The following is a 25,911-nucleotide window of genomic DNA, read 5'->3' as shown; positions in this document are numbered from 1 at the left end:
AAAACCCGGTTTCTCTAAGAAACCGGGTTTTTTACGAGAGGCGAGCATAATTAATGTGATATAATATCGAGTAAAACTATAATTGTTTGAGCTTGGCAGTCCGCCACTTCAAATTATGAAGTCAACACAACAGTTTACAGCAATTATTGAACGAGAAGGCGATGGATATATATCCCTTTGCCCAGAACTTGATATTGCCAGCCAAGGTGACAATATAGAAGAAGCGCGACGAAATCTGATCGAAGCGTTGGAACTATTTTTTGAGACAGCAGATCCTTCTGAAGTCAAGAATCGGCTGATAAGATTCGGCGATTGAAATCGCTTCTACACAAACGAAGTCTGCCTCCGCCGACTGAAGAATATTGATATCAAATCGGCGATTGAAATCGCTTCTACACAAACGAAGTCTGCCTCCGCCGACTGAAGAATATTGATATCAAATCAGACTTAAATACCCGGTAATTTTCTTAGTCCGCGAAGGCGGACTTTGTTTGTGTAGACGCGGTTTCAACCGCCGAGTTTATCAAAACAACCCCAAAACAAAAACCCGGTTTATCCAAGAAACCGGGTTTAATCATCCGCGTTAATCCGCGTTCATCTGCGGTTGCAAAATCCTACAACTGCTTCACCTCAGCAACCAACTTCGCAACCACATCCTTAGCGCTACCAAACAACATCATCGTCTTATCCTTATAAAACAACTCATTGTCAACACCCGAAAAACCAGCACTCATCCCGCGCTTAATCACGATCGTATGTTTGGCCTTATCAACCTCCAAAATCGGCATCCCGTAAATCGGGCTCGCCGTATCGTGACGCGCCGCCGGATTCACTACATCATTCGCACCAATCACCAACGCCACATCCGTTTCTTCAAACTGCGGATTGATATCGTCCATATCGTACAACTGCGGGTAAGGCACATTTGCTTCCGCCAACAGCACATTCATGTGCCCCGGCATCCGCCCAGCCACCGGGTGAATCGCGTATTTCACGTCAACACCCATTTTTTCCAAACCGTCGGCCAACTCGCGCACGGCGTGCTGTGCTTGCGCTACAGCCATCCCGTAGCCCGGAATAATTACAACCGATCGCGCATAGCCTAACATCATCGCACTTTCTTCGAGATTGATACTGCGAACAGTTTTGTCGATCGCACCAGCAGCCCCAGCAGCAGCCCCAGCACTAGCACCACCGCTACCAAAGGCGCTAAACAGCACACTACCTAACGATCGATTCATCGCCTTGCACATGATTTGCGTCAAAATAATCCCCGACGCGCCCACCAATGCACCAGCGATAATCAGCATATTGTTCATCAAAATGAACCCAGCCACACTCGCCGCAATCCCCGAATAAGAGTTAAGCAGCGACACCACCACCGGCATATCGCCACCCCCAATGGGTAGCACAAACATGATTCCCAGAATATTGGAAATCGCCACCAAACCCAGGAATACCGGCACATCCTCCGGATTAAACAGCATATAACCGCTGCCGGCTAAAAGTGCGATCGCCAGCGCAGCATTAAACGGCTGTTGCAGCGGAAACGTCATCGGCGCACCCGGTAGCAATTCTTGCAGCTTCGCAAACGCCACAAGGCTACCAGTGAAAGTAATTCCGCCAATCAACACACCCAAAAGGATCGTGATTGTCGCGTCTGGAGTTGGCGATTCCGGGATGCTGAGATAGCGCCAGAATTCGCCCACAGCAACGAGTGCAGAAGCCGCGCCCCCAAAACCGTTAAGCAAACCCACCATCTGCGGCATATCCGTCATCGCGACGGTTTTTGCCATAATTGTTCCCAAAATGGAACCGACGATTATTCCGACAGCAATCAATTCGTAGCTGACTACTTGCTTTTCCAGCAAAGTACCGACGATCGCAATTAACATCCCGATCGCAGCTAACACATTTCCTTGACGCGCAGTTGCAGGGGAACCCAACTGTTTCAAACCGATAATAAACAAAGATGCCGCAACTAAATAACCTAGTTGAATGCCACTGGGCAGAAAATCGCTCACGCTTTAACCTCTTTTTTCTTGAACATTTGCAGCATTCGATCAGTTACTAAGAAACCGGCGACAACGTTAATTGTGGCCAGGGCGATCGCGATCGTCCCCAAAATCGAAGTAACAGTCACATTACCTTGGCCAGAAATCAGAATTGCACCTAAAACCGCAATTCCTGAAATCGCATTGGAACCCGACATCAAAGGTGTGTGCAGCGTCGGCGGGACTTTATTAATTACTTCAAATCCCACAAACGACGCTAGAGTAAACACCACTAAACCTGCAATCAATCCTTCTGCCATAACAATTGGTAATGGGTAATTGGAAATAACTCGTTCCCGGTTGAATCCGCCAGGGAATTCATTCCCTGGCTCAAAGCCAAAGTCCTCTTAAGAGGACTAATAGACCTCTCCAATAATTCTTGTGGAACAGGCATCTTGCCTGTTCAAAAAAGCCTTTTTTGGAGATATTTAATCAGTTCTTCAGTCCTCATAGCGAGGACTTTAGCTTTGAGGCAGGGGTTTCAACCCTTGCCGGACTTTGCCTGATAACGACAGAATCTAACTGACGGCTGAAGCCTGAGCAGCCAAAGCATCGCGAACTCGCTGGTTACTAATTTCACCATCGCGAGCCACACAGGAACCAGCAATGATATCGTCTTCAAAATTCAAATTGAGTTCCTTATCTTTCACCATCAACTGAACTAAAGCCGAGATATTCTTCGAGTAAGTTTCGCTAGCGTGTACCGGCATCGACGAAGGCACATTAATCGGGCCGATGACATTAACGCCGTTCCATTCAACATCTTTCCCCGCTTCCGTGCATTCGCAATTGCCGCCTTGTTCGCCCGCGAGGTCAACAATTACCGATCCGGGCTTCATTTGAGAAACCATTTCTCTAGTAACTAAAATAGGTGCTTTTCTGCCGGGAACTTGAGCAGTTGTAATCACTGCATCGGAAGCGCTGACGTGTTGGGTGAGCACTTGGCGGGTGTATTCTTTAGCCGCTTCTGAGAGCTCTTTAGCATAACCTCCGGCGGCGACGGTTTCTTCCTTGAGTTCGACATCAAGGAATTTAGCGCCCAAACTTTGCACTTGTTCTTTTGTTTCTGGGCGGATGTCGAAGGCTTCGACTACCGCACCCAAACGGCGCGCCGTGGCGATCGCCTGTAAGCCAGCAACGCCCACACCCATTACCAATACTTTCGCGGGGCGAATTGTACCCGCCGCCGTTGTCAGCATCGGGAAATACTTCGGCAATGCACAGGCTGCGATCAGTACCGCTTTGTAACCGGCGACGTTAGCCTGAGATGACAGCGCATCCATGCTTTGAGCGCGGCTGGTGCGCGGGATCATTTCCATGCTGAATGCCGTTACTTTGCGATCGGCTAAACGCTGCACTAAAGCTGGATCTCCCAGAGGATTCAAAAATCCGATGAAAACGCCTCCTTCCCGGAGTTGATGAACTTCTGATTCTTGCAGGGCCCCGATTTTCACGACGACATCGGCTTCGCCCCACAGCCTAGCGGTATCGGCGACAACCTGAGCTCCTGCTTCTTCGTAAGCAAGATCCGAGAAAAAGGATTGTGCGCCGGCACCGGCCTCAACCCAAACTTCGACCCCCTGTTTGACTAATCGGGCTACAGCGTCGGGTACTAAAGCCACCCGGCGTTCCCCTGCTGCTATTTCTTTTGCGATCGCTAATTTCATGAACTCTCCTTATTTAAGCCTTCCCAGGGCGGTTGAAACCGCGCCTACACAGACAAAACCTGCCTCCGCAGGTTTCTTGAAGTGCGATTTTTAATCGCCCGATGCCTTGCTTTACATTGAAACAGCCGTTGCCCTAAACTTCTCTCGTTGATACTAAAGCCGATCGCCCAAATTCGACCCGTATCTTTAACTTATCTTATACATTCAAATTCGCTAAATTGTTAAGTTTGCCACCGATTATGATATAATTTTATGTCGCCTAATTCTGTAGTTTGAATGTCAGTTATCAGTATTACGCAAAAATTACGCAAAAAAAAGTGACCTCAGCCGGCGGGCGATCGCCCTCATCAAATGGCTGAGAGATTCGATATATTGTAGGCACGATCGCAAATTTCGGGCGAGCAATATTTAATGTTCACCAAAAAACTGGGCGGAGCGTAGCGGAGGGCTGAAGCCCCGTCCTTATAGGACGGCTTTGATTCTCTTCATTTTCTGTTAATTGTATTGATAATACATGGTACAATAAAGCAATCAAGCAATAGTAAACAATGAAAGCAAGGTACAAGTACAGAATCTATCCGACCGACCAACAGAAACAGAGCTTGGCTCAGTTATTCGGTTGCGTTCGCGTTGTCTGGAATGATGCTCTTGCACTTTGCAAACAATCCGAAAAAAAGCCGAAATCGACAGAACTTCAGAAAATAGTAATAACTGGGGCAAAACAGACTGAGGAAAGGACTTGGCTGGAAGAGGTGTCATGCGTTCCCTTGCAACAGTCTGTAACCGATTTAGAAACGGCTTTTAAGAATTTCTTTGATTCCTATAAAGGGGAAAAAAAAGGGCAAAAAGTACGGTATCCTAGGTTTAAAAAAAAGACAAGCCGTCAATCGGCCAGATTTACCCTTCGTGGATTTTCCATGAAGAAAAACGGTGGCGTTTACTTAGCAAAAATTGGAATTGTCAAGCCAATATGGTCGAGGGATTTGCCGTCAGCACCTAGCTCGGTCACGGTAATCAAGGATTGCGCTAATCGCTATTTCTTAAGCTTTGTTGTAGAGGTCGAACCAGTTCAATCCGAGGCTTTGCATCCCAGTATTGGTATCGACTTAGGGATTAAAACCTTTGCGGTAATGAGTAATGGCGCCAAAGCCGAAAGTCCTAGTTATAAAAAACTAGACCGGAAAGTTCGCAAACTGCAACGCAAGTTAGCTCGCCAACCTCATGACTCCAAAAGAAGGAATATAACTCGAATCAAGATCGCCAAGCTTCATAACCGTATTTCTGATGTCCGTAAAAATTTTCTACACAAATTATCGACCAAAATAGTCAACGAAAACCAAGTGATTGTTTTGGAAGATTTAAATGTGTCGGGCATGGTTAAGAACCGCAAACTTGCTAGAGTAATCAGCTTGCAAGGTTGGAGAGAATTCAGGACTTTGTGCGAAGCTAAGTCTGAAAAGTTGGGCAGAGAGTTCAAGGTGATTAGTCGATGGGAACCCACCAGCCAGGTCTGTTCGGACTGTGGTTTCAAGTGGGGTAAAATCGATTTATCTATTCGCTCAGTGCTCTGTTTGAATTGTGGTACCGAGCAGGATAGAGATGAAAATGCGGCTAGAAATATAGCTCAAGTCGGGATGGGGAATCGCCACGACTCTAAATGGACGCTGAGGGATTGTCAGACTATTTCGGTAGCAGAACCCGATGAAGCGTCAAGAATCACCGCGCCTGATAGCCGGTGAGTATTTCAACAAGAGTTTAATTAGAGGAGTTGTTATGCGACGATTATTTTCAGCACTAGCGGTTACAGGTTGCTTGGTGGCTGGATTACCCGCCATCAGTTTAGCTCAGTCCATGCCAGGATTCACGATTTTCGGCGGCCCGGAGCGCGCCAACCAATTAAACTATCGCTTAGATTACGGCAAAGCGGGGATGAGCGGCGATAGATATCGGCTGCGAATTCCTTCCAAAAAAGTAAGTTTGGCGATCGCCCAACTGAACATATCCTATCCAGACTACTACAAAGGCGAATTCGACCAAAAAGACATTAAAGTGCGCGTCAAAAACAAAACAATAGAATTGCAAGAAGTAATCTGGGACAAAGAAAATCGTTTCATAGAAATTTATCCCACAGAACCAATTCCTGCAGGCAACAATGTTGAGGTTGTACTCTCCAACGTCCAAAACCCATCTCCGGGCGGAATGTACCATTTCAACGTCCGCATCCGCACTCCTGGAGACGTTCCCTTGCTGCGTTACCTCGGTACTTGGCTATTGAGCATTGATTGAGGAAAGAGTTAGAGGAAGGAATTTCTTGTTAGTCAAGCGATCGCGACTGAAAAATTTAAATGTGGCGATCGTTTTGCTGCGGGCAAAAATTTAACAATACTCAAATCCGGGTTTTCGGGAGTTATAAAATAGAACCTTCGGCTCATATCGCAATTCTCAATGATTCGTAATAATGAGTCTAGGGGCAGTCCCCCGATGGTTGCCCTTAGCTAATTAGGGGTAAGCCCCGGGGCGCTACCCCTACAAAATGTTTACCAATCAAATAGGATTGCTAAGGCCGTACTCTCGCATGAATCTACTAGCAAAAATCAAAACAATACAACTTCCTCCAGCGCTGCGATCGAGAAATTATCGCCTGTTTTTTGCAGGACAAGGGCTCTCACTGATTGGCAGTTGGATGACGCAAGTCGCTACTGTTTGGCTTGTCTACAATTTGAGCGATTCACCTTGGATGCTCGGCGTGGTGGGATTTACAAGTCAAATCCCCACATTAATTTTACTGCCTTTTGCAGGAGTTTTAATCGATCGCTGGAACCGCCACCGAGTCATAATTGCCACTCAAATATTAGCAATGGTTCAATCCTTAGCGCTAGCATTTTTAGCGCTAACAGGAGTCGTTAACATTTGGCAGATCCTGGTACTGAGTTTCTTTCAAGGCGCAATTAACGCCTTTGACGCGCCGGCACGGCAAGCTTTTGTACCGGAACTTGTAGAAAAGAAAGAAGATTTAGCAAATGCGATCGCCCTCAACGCTTCCATGTTCAACGGAGCCCGATTAATCGGCCCAGCAATTGCAGGTTTGCTAATAGCTACAGTCGGCGCAAGTTATTGCTTTCTTATTGATGGACTCAGCTACATAGCTGTAATTGCAGGCTTATTAGCGATGAAGATCAAAGCCCGTAAAATTGCGGCAACTAATACCAAACCCTTACAAAGATTAAAAGAAGGATTCGTTTATGCCTTCGGGTTTCCCCCGATTCGAGCAATTTTACTGCTATTAGCATTAGTCAGTTTTGCGGGAATGTCACACACAGTATTAGTCCCGATTTTTGCCACAAAAATTCTGCAAGGCGACGCACAAACCCTCGGCTTTTTGATGGCATCTTCGGGAGTTGGCGCCTTCGCGGGCGCGATTTATTTGATTTCTCGCAAAAGTATAGTTGGCCTCGGCAAATTGATTGCGATTTCACCAGCAATTATGGGATTCGGGCTGATAGGTTTTGGTTTGTCCCGCGTCTTATGGCTCTCATTAATCATGATGTTGTTCGTGGGGTTTGGTTTCATTTTGCAATTTGCAGGAGGAAACACATTTTTGCAAACAATTGTGGAAGATGACAAACGCGGAAGAGTGATGAGCATATACACGATGGCATTTTTTGGAGTGACACCGTTTGGTAATTTAGTGGGCGGCGGATTAGCCAATTATATCGGCGCTCCCAATACAGTCATCATTGGAGGTATAATTTGTGTTTTAGGCTCCATAGTTTTTACCAAACAGTTGCCCGCTTTAAAACATTTAGTCAAACCAATTTATCAAAAAATGGGTTTAATTTCCTAAACAATTTGTAAACGGCTCTTTTTCTTTGTTCCCCTCTCTTTCTCTGCGCCCTCTGCGCCCTCTGCGGTTAAAAAATCCAAATTAATTACACCAGAGGCTCTGCATCCTATTTTTTATCTTCACCATTCTTGTTGGGCTTCTGCTTCTGCTTGGATTAAATTTTGCCGCAGTTGCACCCAATTAATTTGATGAGAGGGCAAATCTTCGATGAGCTTTCCGCGCTGTAAATGCAGAATTCGCGTGCTAAATTGCTCGGCTAATTCTAATTGATGGTTCACCATTACAATTGTGGTTTTGCCGTTTGTTAGCTGTGTCAATACTTGCAAAAGGTGGGCGGCTTTTCCGGCGTCTAGGGCGGATGTTGGCTCGTCTAAAAGCAAGATTTTTGGTTGTAGGATGATGCCGCGGGCGATCGCCACGAGCTGTTTTTGGCCTGTGGAAAGCTGCAATTCGGTGCGATTGAGCCATTCTTGGGGTATGTGCAGTTGTTCGATCGCCCCGCTAATTCTCTCACTAATGTTTGATGAATTGACGCCCCGCAGCTTCAAAGGATAAGCCAATGCTTCTCGCACCGACATTCCCAAAAGCTTGGATTCTTGCAGGATGAGGGTGATTTGTTTGCGAAGTTCGATCGCAGGTATTTGGCGATATTCTGTATTTTCCAGATAAATCGAGCCGCTGGTGGGAGTGCTGAGCCGATTTAGCAGTCGCAACAGCGTTGTTTTGCCAGCACCTGAAGGGCCCACAATTGCCACGCGAGATCCCTTGTGTACCTGAAACGATATATTTTCCAACAAATGACTTGAGGCGATCGGTGTTTTCAAGCTTACACCGTCAATTCGCAGTTGAGGAGTTGTTTCTGTATTATTTTCCGAATAATTAGGCATTTAATTAATTAAAAACATGACCTTCGTGGAACGGGCATCTTGCCCGTTATTGAGCCAGGCAAGATGCCCACTCCCCAATCCAACTGACTCTTTGTGGAACGGGCATCTTGCCCGTTCTTGAAGCAGGCAAGATGCCCACTCCCCAATCCAACTCACTCTTTGTGGAACGGGCATCTTGCCCGTTCTCGAAGCAGGCAAGATGCCCGCCCCACAATCCAACTCAAACTCAAACTTTTACAGCTTTTTCTAAAGGAAAACCCAGCTTTTCGCGCTGTTCCAAATAAAGCTGAGCCACTCGCCGCGCCAAGTTGCGAATTTTGGTGATATACCGAGTTCTTTCCGTTACCGAAATTACACCTCTAGCATCGAGTAAATTGAAAGTGTGAGAACATTTTAACACATAATCAAGACTAGGCAAAACCAATCCTTTTTTTGTCAATTGTTCGGCTTCTTGCTCGTACAATCCAAATAGAGTAAACAGCAATTCTGGATTGGAAGCTTCAAAGTTATAAGTACACTGTTCTATTTCTCCTTGCAGGTGAACGTCGCCGTAAGTGATGCCATCTTTCCACTGAATTTTCGTCATCGCATCGACTTCTTGGAGATACATTGCGAGGCGTTCTAGTCCGTAGGTAATTTCAATGGAGACAGGGCGACAGTCAATGCTACCGCATTGTTGAAAGTAGGTAAATTGGGTGATTTCCATGCCGTCGAGCCAGACTTCCCAGCCGACGCCCCAAGCTCCGAGGGTGGGCGATTCCCAGTTATCTTCTACGAAACGAATGTCGTGGTCTTCTGGGCGAATTCCTAATGCTCTGAGGGAGTCTAAATAGATGTCTTGGATGTTGGGAGGAGAGGGTTTAATTAAAACTTGATATTGATAGTAATGTTGGAAGCGGTTGGGATTTTCGCCGTAGCGTCCGTCGGTGGGGCGGCGACAGGGTTCGATGTAGGCGACAGACCAAGGTTCGGGGCCAATTGCTCTGAGAAAGGTGTGGGGATTCATGGTTCCTGCACCTTTTTCTGTGTCGTAGGATTGGGCGATCAGGCATCCTCGATCGCTCCAGAATTTGTTTAAGGTGGCAATGACTGATTGAAAGTTCACTGGTTTAAATATGGTTAGTATGTGTCTCAACTTATTTAAGCATACTAGGAGTGGCGGATTTATGGCGATCGAGCCTACGTACACTCTCCAGCAACTTACAATGATAAAGATACTTTTACAATTTCCCAAAATCAGCTTGGTTGTAGGGAAAATATTGTAATCACCACCCGAGAGACCTAATATGAGCGATAACCTATCCCTGCCTAACATCCAAGAAGCGGATACCCTGCTGTCAGAACTCCTTCAAGAGGTGCAAAAGTGGGAAGGCACCCTGGCTGGAGGGACAAAACTTGGTACAGGTGCAGCAGCCGTTGAGAGTCTATTGAAAACTCAGGTCAGCTTTGGCAATCCGCAAGATAGGTTGATCTTGCTGACAGAGGAAATATTTAAAGAAAGTGGGACTGAATTAATCGGCATCTATAAACAGCAGATGCAAACTCAGTATGATTTTTATTACATGACACTGACAGTAGATTTGCGTCCTAAACCGGGCGCTCAATTCAGACGGTTAATCTGTAAGCTTGATTTTCATCCCAAAGGTAATAATGAGCCAATTATTCAGAGCATTTTCCCTCATCAGAAGTGGCGAACTATAATGAATTTTGGGGTTGGCATAGACATCGGGCTAAATGGAAACCTCGAATGGAGTGCTGGAGTAGACAGCGCTTGGCTAGGTGAACTTACAAACCTGCTTCCGGGTGAGCTAAAAACAAATGCAGCAAATAAGAATGAACTCAAAGCATTTCTGGCGCTTCCTGAATATAAATACGAACTGAGTCATGCTGAGATTACTGCCGTAGGTGAGGGGAATTCCACTTGTTATTGGCGCATCCAAGACGAGGAAATTCAAAAAGTCGGAACAGCAAAATTTGCAGTGGTTTTCAAAGTGCCTAAAGGAACAGAATCGATTAATTTGCGAGGGATGGCCTGGGCAGAACCCAATATGAATTGGCTGACTGCCGATGTGCGGGATGTATTTAGCGAATTATCAGATCGGTTCAAGAATCTACTGCGCCGTGATGAAGCTGCGATTCAGTTGGCTCGAATTGCAAATGAAAAATGGTCGCTCATTCTACCCCAAGCAACTACTAAAGGCTAGAAAATTAGGTAGAAATTCACTATTTTATGATAATAATCAATGACAAAAGCTTACTGTACTTATCGCATTTGCGTGGCTAACTACGATCGTGTGCAGGTGAAAAAGTGGGATGCTCAGCATCAACCTCTAGGTGAACCTTATGGGATATTTAGCTATGAGAAGTTAGAAGAAATTAAACCCTTGCTCGAAGTGGCTGGTAACAACGATCTGAAAGAATCCAGCAATACACGCGCCATTGGAGAAGGTTTGTTTAATATTCTATTTGATAATGTACTGCGCCAGGATTTCGTAAACTTTTATTACGATGTCGTGCAGACAGACAAGCAGTTGCTGCAAGTTGAGCTAGATATTGATGAGCATGGAATGTCTGATGTGGCGGCATTACCTTGGGAGTTCACCTGCTTACCTGGGAGTGCAAACTTAGGTGAAATATGGCTGGGAACTGACCCTAATCTCATCTTCACCCGCCGACGTTCCCAATGGTATTCAGCTCCTGCGATTCAGTTAAACCTAGATGAAAAGCTGAGGATTGCCTTAGCGATCGCTGCACCCATAAATTTAGGTTCAGTTGTCTATGAAAAAGTGCAGGTTGCGTTAGAAAAACTGGCAACTAACCAATCTGATCTGGTCGAGCTACTACCCATTGTCAATCCAGCCACTCCTGAAGCTATTGATGAGGTGCTAGAACAAAAACCCCATATTTTTCACTTCATTGGGCATGGTCGTCTGCATGATGAGAGAGGTCAGGAAGTGGGGGAAATTGCTCTGGTTGACGATATGGACGAAGCCTTATGGGTAGATGCCAGTTTCTTCGGTGGGCTATTTAACCGACACCGCCCTGGAGTTGTAATGCTGCAAGCTTGTGAGGGGGGAAAGCTGTCTGCTTCGCAAGCTTTTGTTGGCGTTTCCTCTAAGATTGTGCAGCAGAATATTCCGGTGGTTGTGGCGATGCAGTACGAAGTTTCTAACTTTACAGCAAGTCGCTTTGCTGATTGCTTCTACAAACGGTTAGCTCAGGATGACCCAGTTGGTATTGCGGCTCAGAATGGAAGGAGAGCGATCGCGCTGAATACGCAATATCGGAAACGGGATTTTGCCACCCCTGTTATCTTTATGCGCGTGAAAGATGGCTATCTATTCAAACGTGACGAAAAATCGAACAACAGTAACAATATAGAAGAGTTTCCAACGCAATTACAATCCACTAGACAGCAGCAGGAATTACCTATAATTTCTACCCCCAAGCAAGGGATAGAGGGTTTGGAGGAACAACAAAATACCAACTTGATTATCCCATCAATTCCTGGAACTCAACCCTTTGAATTTATAACGGTGACAATAGATGCTCAAGGTAAAGAGATTAGTAGTTATCCAAAGCAGACTCAATGCCTTATCGAAGATTTAGGGAAGGGGGTGATGTTAGAAATGGTTGTTATTCCGGGAGGAGATTTTTTAATGGGTTCATTGGAATCTAAAGACAAGCGATACATTAATGAAAGACCTCAACATTCAGTTAAAGTTAAACCTTTTCTGATGAGTAAGACACCAATTACACAAGCACAGTGGAGAGAAATTGCTGGTTTAAAAGAAGTCCATCAAAAGCTAAAACTTCGTCCGTCAAACTTGGGAGGAAAAAAACATCCAGTTACTAATGTTTCTTGGTATGATGCCATTGAGTTTTGCGATCGCTTATCTCAAAAAACAGGTCACGAGTATCGTATTCCTAGCGAAGCAGAGTGGGAATACGCCTGTCGTGCAGTAACTACAACTCCTTTTCATTTTGGCGAAACAATTACTAGCAACTTAGCTAATTACGATGGTCGCTATCTTTGGAGTTCAGAACCTCAAGGAATTTATCGTGAAAAAACTAATTCAGTAGATAGCTTTCAAGTAGCGAATTCCTTTGGACTATTTGATATGCATGGCAACGTATGGGAATGGTGTTTAGATAGCTGGCATGAAAGTTATGATGGTTCACCTACCAATGGAGATGAATGGCTAGATGGTAGCGAAAATCAAACTCATGTAATCCGTGGTGGTTCGTGGCGTAATGAACCCTTACGATGTCGTTCTGCTAGCCGCTGGTACAATAATACCAACAAACCATCTCACAATATTGGTTTCAGGATTGTTCGCTCTTTATAGCTGACTATATTCCAATATGTTTTTATGTCGTTACTGTTCCTAAGCTATCTCATCTTCATCTATATATGCGTCGATTAAGGTTGTATCATCGGATTTTCTTCGTTCTGCTACTTTAGTTCTGCGGTATTCGTAAGCTTGAGGTACTCTTTCACATTTTTCAATCGTCAAAGCCCCAGTCTCTCGCTCAAGTTCTTGTACAATTTGCTCAATTTCATTGAATGAAACCCTAAAAAACTCTCTCCTTTCATTTTCTATATTCACTCTTCTATCATAAAACTGCTCATGAAAATGCTGTATTGTGGCTGAAGCATCATCTGAAACAATCTTATAATGAATATCAAAGGGGAATGGAACATAAGGATTCATGGTTCTGATATATACATCTGGGTCACTATTCTTCGTCATAAATATCCTATATACATCTCGTCCGAGAGAACCAATATTTGAAATTACATAAATGTAACCAGACTTGAGCATTCGGGAACATGAAATAACTTTTTCTTGAGCTTTTTCTTTATCAGTTTTAGCTTGAAAAAGCCCCTCTTTAAGATATTTACTTTGACTCTCATATTCTTCTGGCTGTAAACCAGCCACTTTTTTCTTTTCTAGACCTACAAGCTCTTCTTGATATTGCCTTTCTCTTTGCTCAGCTTCTTCAGCTTCTTGTTGCGCCTTTTCCATTTTAATGCGCTCTTTTTTTTCTTGTGCCATCTGTTCTTTGATTGCTCTTTCTCTTGCTTTCTCTTTCTCTTTTATATATTCTAATTCATACTCGATATCTAGCTGTATCAATTTAAGACTTAAATACTTTTCGGAGATCCTACAGTCTATTTTTTGCAAATACCTATTAATTTTATCACAATAGTCATTTATCTTCTTCTTTAAAGAATCAAGGTTTTTAGATGTAACTTCTTGGCCAACATACCTGCACTGTTCTTCAAATACAATTTCTATCATCTTTAGGAGGTCTTTTATCATTTTTTCTCCTTGTTTTTCTCCTTGTTTACCTTCTCCTATACTCCAGGGAGTATCAGAAATAAAGGCTTCGTTATTGCGTTGCATTGTTCGCTGTTTTTTTTGAATTTCTCCTAATTGTTGTAGATAATCTCCAGAGTTTATAAAATCATATTTTGGTTCGTAAGCCTCTATAGATATCAAATACTCTTTAGCCTGATTCTCACGCAGTTTAGCTTGTAAGTTTTTGATAGAGGTTCTTATGGTTTCCTGTTGGACATCCAGTTCTTGTAGCTCGTTTTGTTTTAACTGAATGTTTGAATCTAGTTGCTTTTCTGTTTCTTCCCGGGAAGTTAAACTCTGATACTTACTCAGAGCCTGTCTCAGCGAATTCCGCTCGTGTCGCATTTGAAGCCACGTTCTACTCAGGTAGATTATTAATATACCAACCAAGGCTGCTATTGTTAACAGAAGAGGTATTGACAACATTTGACTCAATATTTTTACTTAGGCGTTCTTAACCTAGTTTACAGGATATTCAGTTCTGGGGCAAGAGGTACATATAGGCGATCGCATTTACCAATCTTGGCATGATATAGTACCCATCTTCGATTCGCATCGACAACTCATGAAAACAGACACCATTTTCTACAGCCTGTTTCAGGAATTTCCCCGCTTCTTCTTTGAACTGATCGATCGTTCCCCAGACGAAGCCACCGCCTATGAATTCACCTCCCGCGAAATCAAACAACTCGCATTCCGCATCGACGGGTTATTTCTCCCCAAAACCGAAGAACCTGAAAAACCATTTTACTTGGCTGAAGTTCAGTTTCAACCCGATGCCGACTTGTACTACCGCATCTTTGGCGAACTCTTTCTCTATCTGCGACAATACAAACCCCTCAATCCTTGGCGCGTAGTTGTCATCTATCCCAATCGTCGCATCGAACACGAACAGATGCTGCAATTTCAGGAACTCTTAACCAGTCAGCGCGTCCAACGGATTTACCTCGATGAATTGCCAGAAGCCGCAGATCGATCGCTCGGAGTCAAAGTTGTTAAACTGGTAATCGAGCCAGCAGAGACAGCAGCAGAACAAGCACGGCAGTCGATCGCAATGGCCCGACAACAGATATCCGATCCCACCGTTCAACGCGATTTAATTAACCTCATCGAAACAATTATCGTCTACAAACTCCCCCAGAAAAGCCGCGAGGAAATTGCCGCCATGTTGAATTTAAGCGAACTCAGACAAACTCGATTTTACCAGGAAGTCAAGCAAGAAGGTTTAGAAGAAGGACTCGAACAAGGACTCGAACAAGGTGAACGCCAAGCGAAGTTAGAAGCCATTCGTCGGATGATAGCATTTGGAATGAATTTAGAGACGATCGCGCAATTATTAGATTTGTCTCTCGAATTTGTTCGGCAAACAATTAACAAAATTCAACGGGAATCGATGTCACTCCCCGAACAAAATATCGACTCGTTTATCGAACTATTAACTCAGCAGCGATCGCTCTTCGGGGCCGAACAATTAACCGAACTAGCGCAGCTAATTGAACCCTTATCCGATGAGATCGATGTCCTCTCAGAAGCGATTTCATCCTGGGCTGAAAATTACCCTTCAATTCAGGAAGCTCAAGCCAAACTGCTCGAACCACTACCGATCGCTAAGGCATCAGAAAAAGCAGCAGTCAGCCGAGAAAGTAGCGAATCTCAACTCCGCGATCGCCTCAACAAACAAGCTCTCAAAAATGCCATTTTATTGTAGCGCAGAACAGCTTACCTCCTTTATAATTCGGCGGTTGAAACCGCTACTACACAAACAATGCCCGCCTCCGCGGGCTAAGAAATAAAGGGGATATTTAAGCCAAATTGCCACTAAAAAACAGAATAGTCTGAGCCCCGACTTCTTGAATAAGTCGGGGCTCAGACAGTGAAAAAGTTGAGATTACTTTCTAGTTTAGTCTGCAGGAGCGAGGGAAACTAACAGAGTGATGTTGTCAACGCCGATGACATAAACCGTGTCTCCCGGTGTGAGAGTGATTTGGCGATCGCACCGTGCGGGCCACCAGCTACCTTGGAAGCGGACGCGACCTGTTTGATTCGGGTAAATCGATTCATCGACGACTGCTTCTTCGTTGAAGTAGTTAAAATTGGTGTTGATGTAGTTATCCATTAAGATATTCTTTTCTGGGCTGTAGGTGTGAAGAGAAAAAATAGAACCGAAAGCTTTTACTACGTTAAACATTTTGTTGACTCCTTTTGTGTTAAAATATATGGAAGTTTAATCGCCTATTGATGCTATTTGAAAGGTTGCATTTCCTGGTTGTTCAATCTCTGATTTAGTCTGCGGGAGCGAGGGAAACTAACAGAGTGATGTTGTCAACGCCGATGACATAAACCGTGTCTCCGGGTGTGAGGGTGATTTGGCGATCGCACCGTGCGGGCCACCAGCTACCTTGGAAGCGGACGCGACCTGTTTGATTCGGGTAAATCGATTCATCGACGACTGCTTCTTCGTTGAAATAGTTAAAATTGGTGTTGACGTAATTTTTGATGAGCATATTGTTAGCTGTGCTGTATCCTTGGGTAGAGAAAATCGAGCCGAAAGCTTTTACTACGTTGAACATGATATTTACTCCTGTGGTGTTAAAATATATGGGGATGTGTAATTGTCTGTTTATGCTATTTGAGAGGCTGCATTTCCTCGGTTAAGATTGACTGATTGCCTTGATATTTCATTGTTCTTGCCTTCCGTGCTTTTATCAGGATAAAAGCTAAGAATTTTTGAAATGTTGAGGGGATTTGAGAAGCGGTTGCGGGGAGTCAAAATCCATTAATTACGAGGTATTGAATTAAGGATTTAATGGTTGAGTAGTTGGTGGGATTTACCTTAAGGGTAGATGTGGTTAGCTACATTAGAGATTGTCTGATTCCGCATTACTGCTGCTGTGAAAATGTTTTATTTTTGGGTTTAACTTGTGGGTTGAATTTTTTGATTGGGTTGTGACTCACTTGCTTTACACTTACTAATGTGCCAGGAGTCGAATATCTTTGGGGCGATCGCCAGTCCACTTTCCGAGTCTGGTACTGGCACATGACACTTGCCAACCTGCAAACAACGATTTTGCAACGGTTTGTGCCTAGCTATCAGGCTTGTAGCTGTGCCAATTTAGCCAACTGGACTACCGCGAACGGTGAATTATGAACTTACGCCGTCTCCATCGCCCAATCCGGAATATCCATACATATCTAGTCGGTGACTTTGGCACCAAACCCCTAAAAACCCGGTTTCTGACACCCTGTGCGCCATTAGGGGCCCGTAAGCGCCCGGATCTATGATCTAAACCACTTTACTAGGGCACTCACCCGCCCTCCCCATGCGAGGTTGATTTGTACTCAGATGTTGCACCATTTTCTATAAGCTTTTTATGAACAGGCAAGATGCCTGTTCCACAAGAAAATTCACTCTTTGTGGAACAGGCATCTTGCCTGTTCCTGAGAATAGTGCAAGATGTGAGTTTTTACCTACCTATTTAGGCATAGACAATAGGCGATCGAGACTGACGCAGATATCGCGACGCGGTAGGAGTTTTCGCTCGGTGTAGCTCGATCGCACCCTGTTATCCAATTATTGAACAGGTCGAACTTAAAATCCATTCATAAATTCAGAATCTTAAATTCATAAAAGTCATAATTATAGAAAACCTGCTTGATACTGCATAATTGTTACAGGAATTTTGAATAAAGTTTTAGCTAATTGAGACAAACCGAACTTGAATTTAAGCGACTGCGGCAATTCTTGTACGGAAACTTCTACGAATCCAAAGCGAGTATAAAATGATGCGAGTCGCTTTCCCAAACATTCTAAATATAGCGGTTCTGTAGCTTGTTGAATTAAATATTTTGTGAGGTATCTTCCCAAACCTCGATCGCGCCATTCTTTCGCCACCACCAAACTGCCCAATTCTTGCGCGCCCGCAAAGTTCCGCAACTGTCCGCAAGCTGCCAATTTCCCACCGCATTCGATGACCCAGAATTGCTCCCAGCGCAACTGAGTTGGATCGAGTTTGGCGCTCCACACTAACCTTCTAATTGATTTGATATCTTGAGCTGAGGCTTGGCGTAGAACGCATTCTGGGGGTAAGGAAACAGAAATTTCAGTCATTAGTTATAGTTGGAAACTACAGCAGCGATTCGTTTAAATATGCGAAAAACTTCGTAAAGTTCGTTGTCCGGGCTCCAAATATCAAAAAGCTTAGACAAAGCATAATGGGGTGTACCTTGTTTAGTCACTTTGATGAATCGGAAACTACTGCCATTACTCAGAAGTCCAAATGATGGTCTTTCTGAATTCGGGTCATTCAGCATATAAAAGAGTAGCTGTGGAAGTCCCGCATCAAGAGAGTATTGAGCTCGCTTGGCTTCGATCGCCACAACCCAAAAAGATTCAATTAAAAGCAGAATATCAATGCTTCCTCTGACAAGTATATCTTCATCCACTGTAACCAGTTCCACCGATTTTTCTGACTCTATGTGAAAGGGAGTCAAGAATAAACCTGCTAAAAATAGCAAGGGAGCCAGTACCACCATTTTTACGGTATCTTCTATCATTGGGTACTCGGCACTGTTAGTATAGCCAGCCTTTACTTTGTCTAGATATCGCTTTTCTTCATTAGTAATTTCTGGTAAATCGTCAATCCACTCCCGGAAGAATTGCTCGTCTTCACAAAGTTGGAAGTTAAATTTTGTTTTGACATCGTGCAGAGTCAGTGTTTTTGCTTGAATTGATTGTGTCATGGCTTTGCATCTTCAATTGAAATTTATTGTAGCATACTAATTGTCGATCGCCTCCCACAAAACCTCCGCGCCAAACCTTACCGGATCGGTACAAGGCAATCCCGTTTCTGCTTGAACTTCAGCTATTGCTAACAGCGCATCAGCCTCATTGAAGTGATGAGTGTTGAGGGCGATCGCGCTCACTTTTCCCCCTGCAAAAGCACCCGCAGCAGCGGCTACCATTTCGTACAATTCAATTACTTTTGATAACCTGGGAATCGATACGTGCGGGTGATTGCGAATGCTAGTTTGTCCGGCTCTGTGCGCTAAAATTAAGTGAGTTGGCTGCGAACCCCGCAACAGCGGCAGAGTCGCCGTCGAACCCGGATGCAATAGCGAACCTTGCCCTTCTACGTGCAGAATCTCGCATTCAGAACCTAATTTTATCGCCATTTCTTCGACAGCACCAGCGGCGAAATCAACTCGCACTGCATCCAAAGGAATGCCTTCATTTCCAATCATTAAACCCGTTTGTCCCGTTGCTAAAAATTTGGAACGCAAACCTCGCCGCAAGCAAGTGCGATTAAGTTCCAGACTGGTTGACATTTTGCCAACGCTCATATCTGTACCCACAGTTAACACGCGGCGACAACTTAATTTAGCCGCAGCAGCAGAGGCGATCGCACCGACAGATTTCGGTTCCTGACGCACGTCCCAAATCCATTGATTTTCGGTTAACGGAACTGTTATCAAAGGTGCAAGTTTCGCGTGCAAACCGTTGACAACTGACAAACCCGCTGCTACCGCTTGATTAATTTCTGGCAGCCATTCCGCAGGCAAAACACCGCCGGAAGGAGCGATGCCAATTAGCAGAATATCCGGCGCAAATTGCAGTGCTGCTGCAACGGAAGCAACTATCGGTACTTGTTGAGGAATTCCCGTTAATTCAGGTAAAGATTTTCCGGCACATTTGCGGTCTATTACTGCTACAATTTGTGCTTCGCTGTAGCGTAAAAAAGCTAAGCCTGTTTTGCCGGAAGAACCGAGAATTCCCTCGTGCAGCAGGATAGCAACTTTACCATTTTTGATCGGATAGTTTTTAGTCATTGGTTCACTTTTGAGACGGCGATTTTAGATTTTAGCTTCAATCTAAAATCTAAAATCTAAAATCTAAAATCGATTGGGTGTTAGCTGTGATTTGGGTTCATGGTAAGATCATTCGGATCTTCTCCCAATTCTCGCAATCTGGCCTCTAGTCGCGAGGCTCGCTGGCGTTCCTGTTCGGCTTGCTGTTGAGCGGCTTCCGCTTGTTGTTGAGCGGCTTCGGCTTGTTGTTGAGCGGCTTCCTCCGGCAACAAAACTAAATTGCCAGATTCGTCGAAAAAACGCACCCAAGTTGCTGTTTCTCGATCGACAATTCCTTCCCAAGTGCCCAACCAAAAGCCTAAGGTTTCGCACCACAGCCAACCCCGCTCGTTGGCCACTAACGGCTGATAGCGCAGGTTGGCATCTAAACGCCATCCTTGCAAAGAATTCGGCTCGAAAGGATCGAAAACAAAGTAATCAGGAGTTCTAAAAACCTGCTCGTAAATATCCTTTTTTTTGCCTGTATCCTGATTTGCCGTTGACGGCGACAGCAGTTCCACAATGACATCCGGGTAACGTCCGTTTTCTTCCCAAACTACCCAGCCTTGTCGGGAAGGATTGCTGTCAACACCCAACACAGCGAAAAAATCCGGGCCTCGGAAATCCTGATTCCGAATCTGTTTAGCGCTGTAATAAATAAACATATTGCCACCGACAAAAAAATCGTTTCGGTTAGCTAAACCTTGTTCTACGGAACGGATTAAAACGGTCATTGCTATACGGTGGCGGTTGCTTTCCATTTCTGCACCATCATCAAAAATTAAATCAGTCGGCGGCTTGTGTTCTTCAAAGAAAAGCTTGGCTTCTCTATCAATTTGCTCTCCTATTGATTCCACTGGCATCATAGTATCTCCAGATGTGTTTTGAGCGATACTTCTATTCTACAATCTCAATTCGCCGCACTCCCAATCCCGATCGCCCGTTTGGCAGCAAACACCCATTTTCGACGATCGCACCGGTGAAAGGATCGTCTAATAAATTTAAGTGACTGTCCAAATCCAAATAGTCAGCTAGCGGTGAAAGTTGTGCGGCTGCTGTATTTGCGATCGCGCTATCAGAATAGCAGCCGAACATTACTTGCAACTTGTAGGCTTTTGCGGTGTGAATCATCCGCATTGCTTCCGTCAATCCGCCTGACTTCATCATTTTGATATTGATGCCGTGGACGCAGTGCGCTAACTTGGGTATATCGGAACTATTAAAGCAACTTTCATCAGCAAAAATTGGCAGGGGCGATTGACGGTACAGTTCTGAGAATTCATCCATATCTGCGAGGGGTGAAAGCGGCTGTTCGACATAATTTATATTGTATTTTTCCAGCCAGCGACACATTTCGATCGCGCTGGTCAAACTCCAACCGCCGTTAGCATCAACACTAATTTTAAGGTTAGCTGGTGCTTCATCTAGCACTGCTATTAACATAGCTTTGTCGGCTTCGATTCCTGCGGGATTTCCTAATTTAACCTTAACGGCGCGGTATTTGAGACCTGCTGGAGCTTTGCCAAACCAATCGCGCACTCTTTCTATTGCACCAGAGGGGGAATTAATGCCGATTGTGACGGAGGTGGGGACGATGCGCGATCGATCTAATCCCCACATTTTCCACAGTGGCAAGCCTGCTTTTTTGCCCAGCCAGTCGTGCATTGCCATGTCGATGCCGGCGCGGGCGGATGAGGGTAAGTTGACCTCTGTTAATACTTGTTCGATTTTTTGGCGATCGAACAAAGTAAACTTTTCTAGCAGCGGTGCAACTTCTTGCAATGCAGCTAACAGCATTTCGGTAGTTTGGGGCCGAGAACCTGTGGAAAAGGGCGATGCTTCTCCCCAACCTTCGATGCCTTCGTGTGCTAATTTTACCCATAAATTCGTACTTTGGGCTGTTGTACCGCGGCTGATGGTAAGCGCAAACCGCTTGCGGACAGTGAAAGTTTCAATTTGAACGTGCATTGTCAGTGATTGGTAATTTTTTCTAAATAAAAATCCGAGGTGGCGGATTGTGCCGCTCTTGCGATTTGTAACTTTTTACTTTATAGTTTGATTTTGCTTGTTCTAGTTTATCAAAAACTTGATGAAATTCCTTATTTCTGTTTCGCCGAAGAGAGTTGCCTTCTCTCTCAGCATTTGGGTGCTCTTCTTTGCTGTTGCTGGTTGCATCGTACAAGTTCTGCGGTACGGTTTTAACTATAAAGAACGCTGGATTAGTTTGTTTAACTTAGACCAAGAAATAAATTATCCTTCGTGGTACTCGTCCTTTACTTTGCTGTTTTGCGCGATTTTGCTAGGTATTATTGCTAGTGCTAAGAAGAAGCAGGGCGATCGGTATTTTGGACACTGGAAAGCGCTGGCGTTGATGTTTGTATTTTTTTCTTTAGATGAAATATTGAGTCTGCACGAAATATTAATTATTAACGACTTGCGAAAGGCACTGAATTTAGGGGGATTTTTTTACTTCATTTGGGTAATTCCGGGGGCGATTTTTGTTGGGGTTACTGCGCTGGCTTATCTGAAGTTTCTCCGGCACCTACCCCGGAAAACAAGGGACTTTTTCTTACTAGCAGGCAGTATATATGTGGGTGGAGCACTTGGCATGGAAATGGTTACTGGCTATTATGCAGATGCGGTAACTAAACGAAACTTGATATACGGTTTGATGGTTTGTGTTGAGGAAATTTTGGAAATGGTAGGGGTGATCGTATTCATCTACGCCCTGCTGTCTTACATCGGTTCCCATCTTGAAGATATTGATGTGCGGTTGAAGATATTGGATAATTCAGAGAGGTAAAACTGACGATTAACCAAGATTATTAACGAAATTGAAATCGCAGACTTTATGGCTATCTACTTCTACACCACTGCCAGCGAATACGGCTGTTTTTCTAATTTTTCCAGTCATGGATTCGAGTTAGACGGAGAATATTGGTCAACTACCGAACATTATTTTCAAGCACAAAAGTTTCCCAAAACGGCTCACTGCGACCAAATTCGCCAAGCAAAAACGCCGAAAGATGCCGCAAAAATGGGACGCGATCGCTCTCGTCCCCTCCGCAAAGATTGGGAAAAAGTAAAAGATGATATCATGAGAAAAGCCGTACTCCGAAAATTTGAAACTCATGCCGAAATTAGAGAAATTTTACTCGCTACAGCGGATGAGGAAATAGTGGAAAATTCCCCTGTTGATTACTATTGGGGTTGCGGTAAAGATGGCAGCGGCAAAAATATGTTGGGCCAGATTTTAATGGAAGTAAGGGAGATATTGCGAAAACGCACGTCAGAGTAAAACAGAACTTAAATTTTCCAGGATAAAGCAGGACTTATTTAATCCTAAGTCCTGCAATGCTCCTCAGCGAGCATTTCCTCAATTTTCTTAAACACTGAACTTAAAAATCGGCATGAGCAACTGTCAAAACTTGTGTCAATCTCGTCGGGCTGTTCTAGTAGAGGGTTTAGCCTCTCCTCAGAGACTGCGAAGCAGGGGAAACGGTAAAAACCCTGCACCACTTTTTTTGTTTTAACAACTACTCTCAACCGGAATTAACTTTTCTCGTCGCAAGTACAGCATTGTTAGCCCGTCGCCTCCCGGACACCGTTCCCCTAAAGTTGGCGATTCACAGGTAAAACAGCAAAACACCTGTTCTGGTTAAAGTTGGTTTTTTATTGATGCTGTATCTTTACTATTGTGTACGATTTGTGGAAAGTGTCAGCAGTGCTACAGAATTCTTTACATTTGTGATTTATTTGGATACCATCGCGCCACTCTGTCGCAGTTGCTGTTGAATTCTATTAAATTCTTTCTGTTCTGCGCTTAGCAAACTATTGTCGATCGGCGATCGCATATCCCACTGCAATTCGGACAATAACAACAAACAGCCAGCCATAATTATTCCTGTGGTTAGATATTGCCAAGGTGCAACAAAACTTAATAGAGGTATGCTAAATAAATGAGTTAGTCCCATCAGGAGAAAAGTGCGCGATCGCAAACCGAGTCCCGTCAACAAATAGCCGATCGCGCTCAACCCCAACCACAAATCGCAAAGGTGCAGCAACAAACCTCCCCAACCGGCAAAAATACTGCAATCGGTCAGAACCAAACCACTTATCATCAAAATCGCCCAAGAGTAAAGAATCCAGCTAACTCGCTCGACTCTTACCCAAAACAAAGTCAAAACAGCCATTACCCCAGTGCCAATTAAAGTCAAAGTTGACCACAGAATCGCCTGAAAGCTCCAACTGATAGGGAAAAACTGAGCCGTAAAAAAAATCCCCCCTGTCACCAAACCCCAAAGCAGAAAAGTTTGGTCGATGCGGGTATAAAATCCTGAGAAAAGAGTAATATTTCCAATTTGCCAGCGGATTTGCAACAGGCCTTCGAGGTCTTGTACGTCGAGATGTTCCTGTTTGCAGCGGATTAGGGGTTCGGAGGCGTTGAAAAAGGTCATCCAGTGTTGGGGAAAGTATGAAGTTTTGTGTATTGTAACAAGTCTTAAAGAATATTTTTTATATTTTTTCTTGTTCCCCGGCTCAGCCTGGGGAGGTAGATTTGGAGGCTCTGCCTCCCCCTAGTCTAAGACTTGCGAGGCAGAGCAAGAGTGATATCGGTGCCCTGGCAGAGCCTGGGAACCAGTTAATCTGCTGATTAATTATTTATTGGGCCTGCTGTTCACACCACAGATTCAAAATTGATTGCCACTCCAGCAGTAGCCTTTTTGCTTCTGTCAAAAGGATCTCCGTGCTTTCTGGTTCTGCATCTTCTTCACCTGTGGGCCATAGTTCTGTAATTACAATACGGTCGGTATAAAGTTCAGCATCTATACAATTGCCAGTCAATGCAGTTACTTTTACATCCCTCAGATTTTTGCTACATTCAATTTTATCAATAATTTCTAGGTATATTTGTCCTTTCGTAGACCGAGCTTCTTCAAGAAAAGCTGCTAGGAGATAGCTCCGAGGGGGTAATTCTCGATCAAAAATAGCGATCAGTCTTCCGTTAAAATTTTCCACCCTGAATTTCATTGTTTATTCTCCTACTAATAGACCTGCATGGATCGGTAGCTGATTGAAGCCTCTGCGTTTTCGGAGTGAACAGAGTAGCCTATTATGCGATCGGCGTCCCCAAGCTACTTACGAACAATTCCAAATTCCCATCCGCCTGCTGAATGCGGCTGTCCGCTATAAGAAAACAAAGGGCGACAGACGAGTTTTGCTAGAGCTTCCCATAGAAGAACGCAATTTATTAGAACCATTAGTGTCAACCAAAACAGAATAAGTAAAACAGGACTTACGCACTCCCACAAAGAAACCGGGTTTTTTACCTAATCTTCGAGTACGAACGCGTCTTTTCGTAAAAAAACCCGGTTTCTGGGCCCCGTGCGTAAGTCCTATAAAATAGGTATAAAATAGAAATTGATGATACTAGCAAAGGACTCATCCCCATGACCGCAACAATTCCAACTAAAACCTCAGCAGAAATCATCTACCCAGACAGCGACGGCAAACCCATGTCAGACAATACCAAACAGTTTGAACTAATTGTCACCATTCAAGGTGGAATAGATGCCTTATACAAAGACAACGAAAATGTCTTTGTAGCCGGTGATTTGCTGTGGTATCCCGTCGAAGGAGATAACAAAACTCGCCAAGCACCTGATACGATGGTAGTGTTTGGCAGACCGAAAGGTTACAGAGGTTCCTACCAACAGTGGCTTGAAGATAATATCGCCCCGCAAGTTGTCTTTGAAATCCTCTCGCCTGGAAATCGAATCGGAGCACTGTTTAAGCTGTTTAATTTCTACCAGGATTATGGAGTCGAAGAATATTATGTCTACAGTCCAGAGGATAATGAATTAATTGGTTGGCTGCGTTCTGATGGAAAACTCAACTATATTGAATTAATGGATGGTTGGGTGAGTCCGCGTTTGCAGATCCGTTTTCAAACTGCATCGGGAGACTTGGAAATTTATCGGCCTGATGGACAGAAGTTTTTGTCTTATGTGGAGTTGTCAAGACAACAGGAATCAGCACAGCGACAAATGGAACTAACACAGCAACAAATGGAACAAGAACGGCAAGATAAAGAGTTAGCACAGCAAAAAGCCGATCGCCTTTCAGAAAAACTCCGAGAAATGGGCATAAATCCAGAGGACATTTGAGATTATAATAGTCCTCGAATCACGGGCGATCGGAAAATGGGTTTTTCACCAAATCTGCGGGCTGTAACGCATCTTATCGTAA

Annotated in this window: 29 protein-coding genes; 12 read left to right on the top strand and 17 right to left on the bottom strand. The window is 44.3% G+C overall.

Translation table 11 applies throughout. The features are described 5' to 3' along the window. The first annotated feature begins 115 nt into the window (after positions 1-115). Positions 116-316 (top strand): type II toxin-antitoxin system HicB family antitoxin, encoded by a 201-nt coding sequence (locus QUB10_RS18095; protein ID WP_333204230.1) that lies wholly within the window; start codon positions 116-118, stop codon positions 314-316. A gap of 298 nt (positions 317-614) precedes the next feature. Here the strand turns inward: QUB10_RS18095 and QUB10_RS18090 are convergent, their stop codons facing one another. The 4 genes from QUB10_RS18090 to QUB10_RS18075 all read right to left on the bottom strand — a co-directional run bounded on the left by QUB10_RS18090 (position 615) and on the right by QUB10_RS18075 (position 3,721). Further along, a complete protein-coding gene (locus tag QUB10_RS18090) occupies positions 615-2,024 on the bottom strand; it encodes an NAD(P)(+) transhydrogenase (Re/Si-specific) subunit beta (RefSeq protein WP_333204228.1) in 1,410 nt (469 codons plus the stop codon). Then, positions 2,021-2,314 (bottom strand): NAD(P) transhydrogenase subunit alpha, encoded by a 294-nt coding sequence (locus QUB10_RS18085; protein ID WP_106150865.1) that lies wholly within the window; start codon positions 2,312-2,314, stop codon positions 2,021-2,023. The genes QUB10_RS18090 and QUB10_RS18085 overlap by 4 nt, the downstream gene beginning before the upstream one ends. After that, the gene (locus QUB10_RS18080; protein ID WP_333204226.1) at positions 2,299-2,448 is read right to left on the bottom strand and encodes a hypothetical protein; all 150 of its coding nucleotides are present in this window, start codon (positions 2,446-2,448) and stop codon (positions 2,299-2,301) included. Before QUB10_RS18080 ends, QUB10_RS18085 begins: the two co-directional genes overlap by 16 nt. A 124-nt stretch (positions 2,449-2,572) precedes the next feature. After that, entirely contained in the window at positions 2,573-3,721 is a 1,149-nt protein-coding gene (locus QUB10_RS18075; RefSeq protein WP_333204224.1) for a Re/Si-specific NAD(P)(+) transhydrogenase subunit alpha, read from the bottom strand. Between the two features lie 548 nt (positions 3,722-4,269). Between QUB10_RS18075 and QUB10_RS18070 the strand changes: the two genes are divergently transcribed. The 3 genes from QUB10_RS18070 to QUB10_RS18060 all read left to right on the top strand — a co-directional run bounded on the left by QUB10_RS18070 (position 4,270) and on the right by QUB10_RS18060 (position 7,565). Next, a complete protein-coding gene (locus QUB10_RS18070) occupies positions 4,270-5,460 on the top strand; it encodes an RNA-guided endonuclease TnpB family protein (RefSeq protein WP_333204222.1) in 1,191 nt (396 codons plus the stop codon). 34 nt (positions 5,461-5,494) lie between these two features. Continuing rightward, a complete protein-coding gene (locus QUB10_RS18065; RefSeq protein WP_333204220.1) occupies positions 5,495-6,007 on the top strand; it encodes a DUF2808 domain-containing protein in 513 nt (170 codons plus the stop codon). A gap of 289 nt (positions 6,008-6,296) precedes the next feature. Beyond that, complete coding sequence (locus QUB10_RS18060) at positions 6,297-7,565, top strand: MFS transporter (protein WP_333204218.1); 1,269 nt, start codon at positions 6,297-6,299, stop codon at positions 7,563-7,565. A 119-nt stretch (positions 7,566-7,684) separates the two neighbouring features. Here QUB10_RS18060 and QUB10_RS18055 read toward each other — a convergent pair whose 3' ends face one another. Genes QUB10_RS18055 through glyQ form a run of 3 tightly spaced genes read right to left on the bottom strand, consistent with a single transcriptional unit; the run spans position 7,685 to position 9,557 of the window. Continuing rightward, entirely contained in the window at positions 7,685-8,452 is a 768-nt protein-coding gene (locus tag QUB10_RS18055) for an ATP-binding cassette domain-containing protein (RefSeq protein ID WP_333204216.1), read from the bottom strand. Continuing rightward, positions 8,453-8,626: a hypothetical protein gene (locus QUB10_RS18050; RefSeq protein ID WP_333204214.1), complete on the bottom strand. Its 174-nt coding sequence runs from the start codon at positions 8,624-8,626 to the stop codon at positions 8,453-8,455. Between the two features lie 52 nt (positions 8,627-8,678). Further along, positions 8,679-9,557, bottom strand: a complete 879-nt coding sequence (gene glyQ, locus QUB10_RS18045) for a glycine--tRNA ligase subunit alpha (protein ID WP_242720870.1) — start codon at positions 9,555-9,557, stop codon at positions 8,679-8,681. A gap of 181 nt (positions 9,558-9,738) precedes the next feature. Between glyQ and QUB10_RS18040 the strand changes: the two genes are divergently transcribed. Continuing rightward, positions 9,739-10,656 carry a hypothetical protein gene (locus tag QUB10_RS18040; RefSeq protein ID WP_333204212.1) on the top strand — a complete coding sequence of 306 codons (918 nt, stop codon included), beginning with the start codon at positions 9,739-9,741 and terminating at the stop codon, positions 10,654-10,656. 39 nt (positions 10,657-10,695) lie between these two features. After that, the gene (locus tag QUB10_RS18035; protein ID WP_333204210.1) at positions 10,696-12,801 is read left to right on the top strand and encodes an SUMF1/EgtB/PvdO family nonheme iron enzyme; all 2,106 of its coding nucleotides are present in this window, start codon (positions 10,696-10,698) and stop codon (positions 12,799-12,801) included. A 39-nt stretch (positions 12,802-12,840) separates the two neighbouring features. Here the strand turns inward: QUB10_RS18035 and QUB10_RS18030 are convergent, their stop codons facing one another. Next, positions 12,841-14,244, bottom strand: coding sequence for a DUF4041 domain-containing protein (locus tag QUB10_RS18030; protein ID WP_333204257.1), 1,404 nt, complete (start codon positions 14,242-14,244; stop codon positions 12,841-12,843). A gap of 139 nt (positions 14,245-14,383) precedes the next feature. Here QUB10_RS18030 and QUB10_RS18025 point away from each other — a divergent pair, with 139 nt between their 5' ends. Then, on the top strand, positions 14,384-15,526 hold the full coding sequence (locus QUB10_RS18025; protein ID WP_333204208.1) for an Rpn family recombination-promoting nuclease/putative transposase: 1,143 nt from the start codon (positions 14,384-14,386) through the stop codon (positions 15,524-15,526). 192 nt (positions 15,527-15,718) lie between these two features. Here QUB10_RS18025 and QUB10_RS18020 read toward each other — a convergent pair whose 3' ends face one another. Then, on the bottom strand, positions 15,719-16,006 hold the full coding sequence (locus QUB10_RS18020; protein ID WP_333204206.1) for an NfeD family protein: 288 nt from the start codon (positions 16,004-16,006) through the stop codon (positions 15,719-15,721). 94 nt (positions 16,007-16,100) lie between these two features. Beyond that, complete coding sequence (locus QUB10_RS18015; protein WP_333101688.1) at positions 16,101-16,388, bottom strand: NfeD family protein; 288 nt, start codon at positions 16,386-16,388, stop codon at positions 16,101-16,103. Between the two features lie 404 nt (positions 16,389-16,792). On the opposite strand from QUB10_RS18015, the gene QUB10_RS18010 reads away from it, so the two are divergent. Then, entirely contained in the window at positions 16,793-16,966 is a 174-nt protein-coding gene (locus QUB10_RS18010; protein WP_333204204.1) for a hypothetical protein, read from the top strand. A 489-nt stretch (positions 16,967-17,455) separates the two neighbouring features. Here QUB10_RS18010 and QUB10_RS18005 read toward each other — a convergent pair whose 3' ends face one another. The 5 genes from QUB10_RS18005 to QUB10_RS17985 all read right to left on the bottom strand — a co-directional run bounded on the left by QUB10_RS18005 (position 17,456) and on the right by QUB10_RS17985 (position 21,630). Continuing rightward, on the bottom strand, positions 17,456-17,926 hold the full coding sequence (locus QUB10_RS18005) for a GNAT family N-acetyltransferase (RefSeq protein WP_333204202.1): 471 nt from the start codon (positions 17,924-17,926) through the stop codon (positions 17,456-17,458). After that, positions 17,926-18,558: a type I restriction enzyme HsdR N-terminal domain-containing protein gene (locus tag QUB10_RS18000; RefSeq protein ID WP_333204199.1), complete on the bottom strand. Its 633-nt coding sequence runs from the start codon at positions 18,556-18,558 to the stop codon at positions 17,926-17,928. The genes QUB10_RS18005 and QUB10_RS18000 overlap by 1 nt, the downstream gene beginning before the upstream one ends. Positions 18,559-18,594: 36 nt before the next feature. Further along, a complete protein-coding gene (locus QUB10_RS17995) occupies positions 18,595-19,644 on the bottom strand; it encodes a DUF1611 domain-containing protein (RefSeq protein ID WP_333204197.1) in 1,050 nt (349 codons plus the stop codon). Positions 19,645-19,724: 80 nt separating this feature from the next. Next, positions 19,725-20,525 carry a Uma2 family endonuclease gene (locus QUB10_RS17990; protein ID WP_333204255.1) on the bottom strand — a complete coding sequence of 267 codons (801 nt, stop codon included), beginning with the start codon at positions 20,523-20,525 and terminating at the stop codon, positions 19,725-19,727. Between the two features lie 34 nt (positions 20,526-20,559). Continuing rightward, positions 20,560-21,630, bottom strand: a complete 1,071-nt coding sequence (locus QUB10_RS17985) for a dipeptide epimerase (protein ID WP_333204195.1) — start codon at positions 21,628-21,630, stop codon at positions 20,560-20,562. Between the two features lie 121 nt (positions 21,631-21,751). On the opposite strand from QUB10_RS17985, the gene QUB10_RS17980 reads away from it, so the two are divergent. Both QUB10_RS17980 and QUB10_RS17975 read left to right on the top strand, forming a co-directional pair. Continuing rightward, a complete protein-coding gene (locus QUB10_RS17980) occupies positions 21,752-22,465 on the top strand; it encodes a hypothetical protein (RefSeq protein ID WP_333204192.1) in 714 nt (237 codons plus the stop codon). A 48-nt stretch (positions 22,466-22,513) separates the two neighbouring features. Then, positions 22,514-22,960: an NADAR family protein gene (locus QUB10_RS17975; RefSeq protein ID WP_333204190.1), complete on the top strand. Its 447-nt coding sequence runs from the start codon at positions 22,514-22,516 to the stop codon at positions 22,958-22,960. Positions 22,961-23,414: 454 nt separating this feature from the next. Here QUB10_RS17975 and QUB10_RS17970 read toward each other — a convergent pair whose 3' ends face one another. Both QUB10_RS17970 and QUB10_RS17965 read right to left on the bottom strand, forming a co-directional pair. After that, entirely contained in the window at positions 23,415-24,119 is a 705-nt protein-coding gene (locus QUB10_RS17970; protein WP_333204189.1) for a hypothetical protein, read from the bottom strand. Positions 24,120-24,324: 205 nt separating this feature from the next. Then, the gene (locus QUB10_RS17965) at positions 24,325-24,693 is read right to left on the bottom strand and encodes a hypothetical protein (protein ID WP_333204187.1); all 369 of its coding nucleotides are present in this window, start codon (positions 24,691-24,693) and stop codon (positions 24,325-24,327) included. Positions 24,694-24,736: 43 nt separating this feature from the next. Here QUB10_RS17965 and QUB10_RS17960 point away from each other — a divergent pair, with 43 nt between their 5' ends. After that, positions 24,737-24,946: a hypothetical protein gene (locus QUB10_RS17960; protein WP_333204184.1), complete on the top strand. Its 210-nt coding sequence runs from the start codon at positions 24,737-24,739 to the stop codon at positions 24,944-24,946. Positions 24,947-25,112: 166 nt separating this feature from the next. Further along, positions 25,113-25,829 (top strand): Uma2 family endonuclease, encoded by a 717-nt coding sequence (locus tag QUB10_RS17955; protein ID WP_333204182.1) that lies wholly within the window; start codon positions 25,113-25,115, stop codon positions 25,827-25,829. Positions 25,830-25,911 lie beyond the last annotated feature (82 nt).

Source organism: Microcoleus sp. B5-D4, from assembly GCF_036705145.1.
Taxonomy (GTDB): domain Bacteria; phylum Cyanobacteriota; class Cyanobacteriia; order Cyanobacteriales; family Microcoleaceae; genus Microcoleus.
Note: the sequence above shows the minus strand (reverse complement) of the source record. Positions and strands in the feature narration are given on the sequence as shown.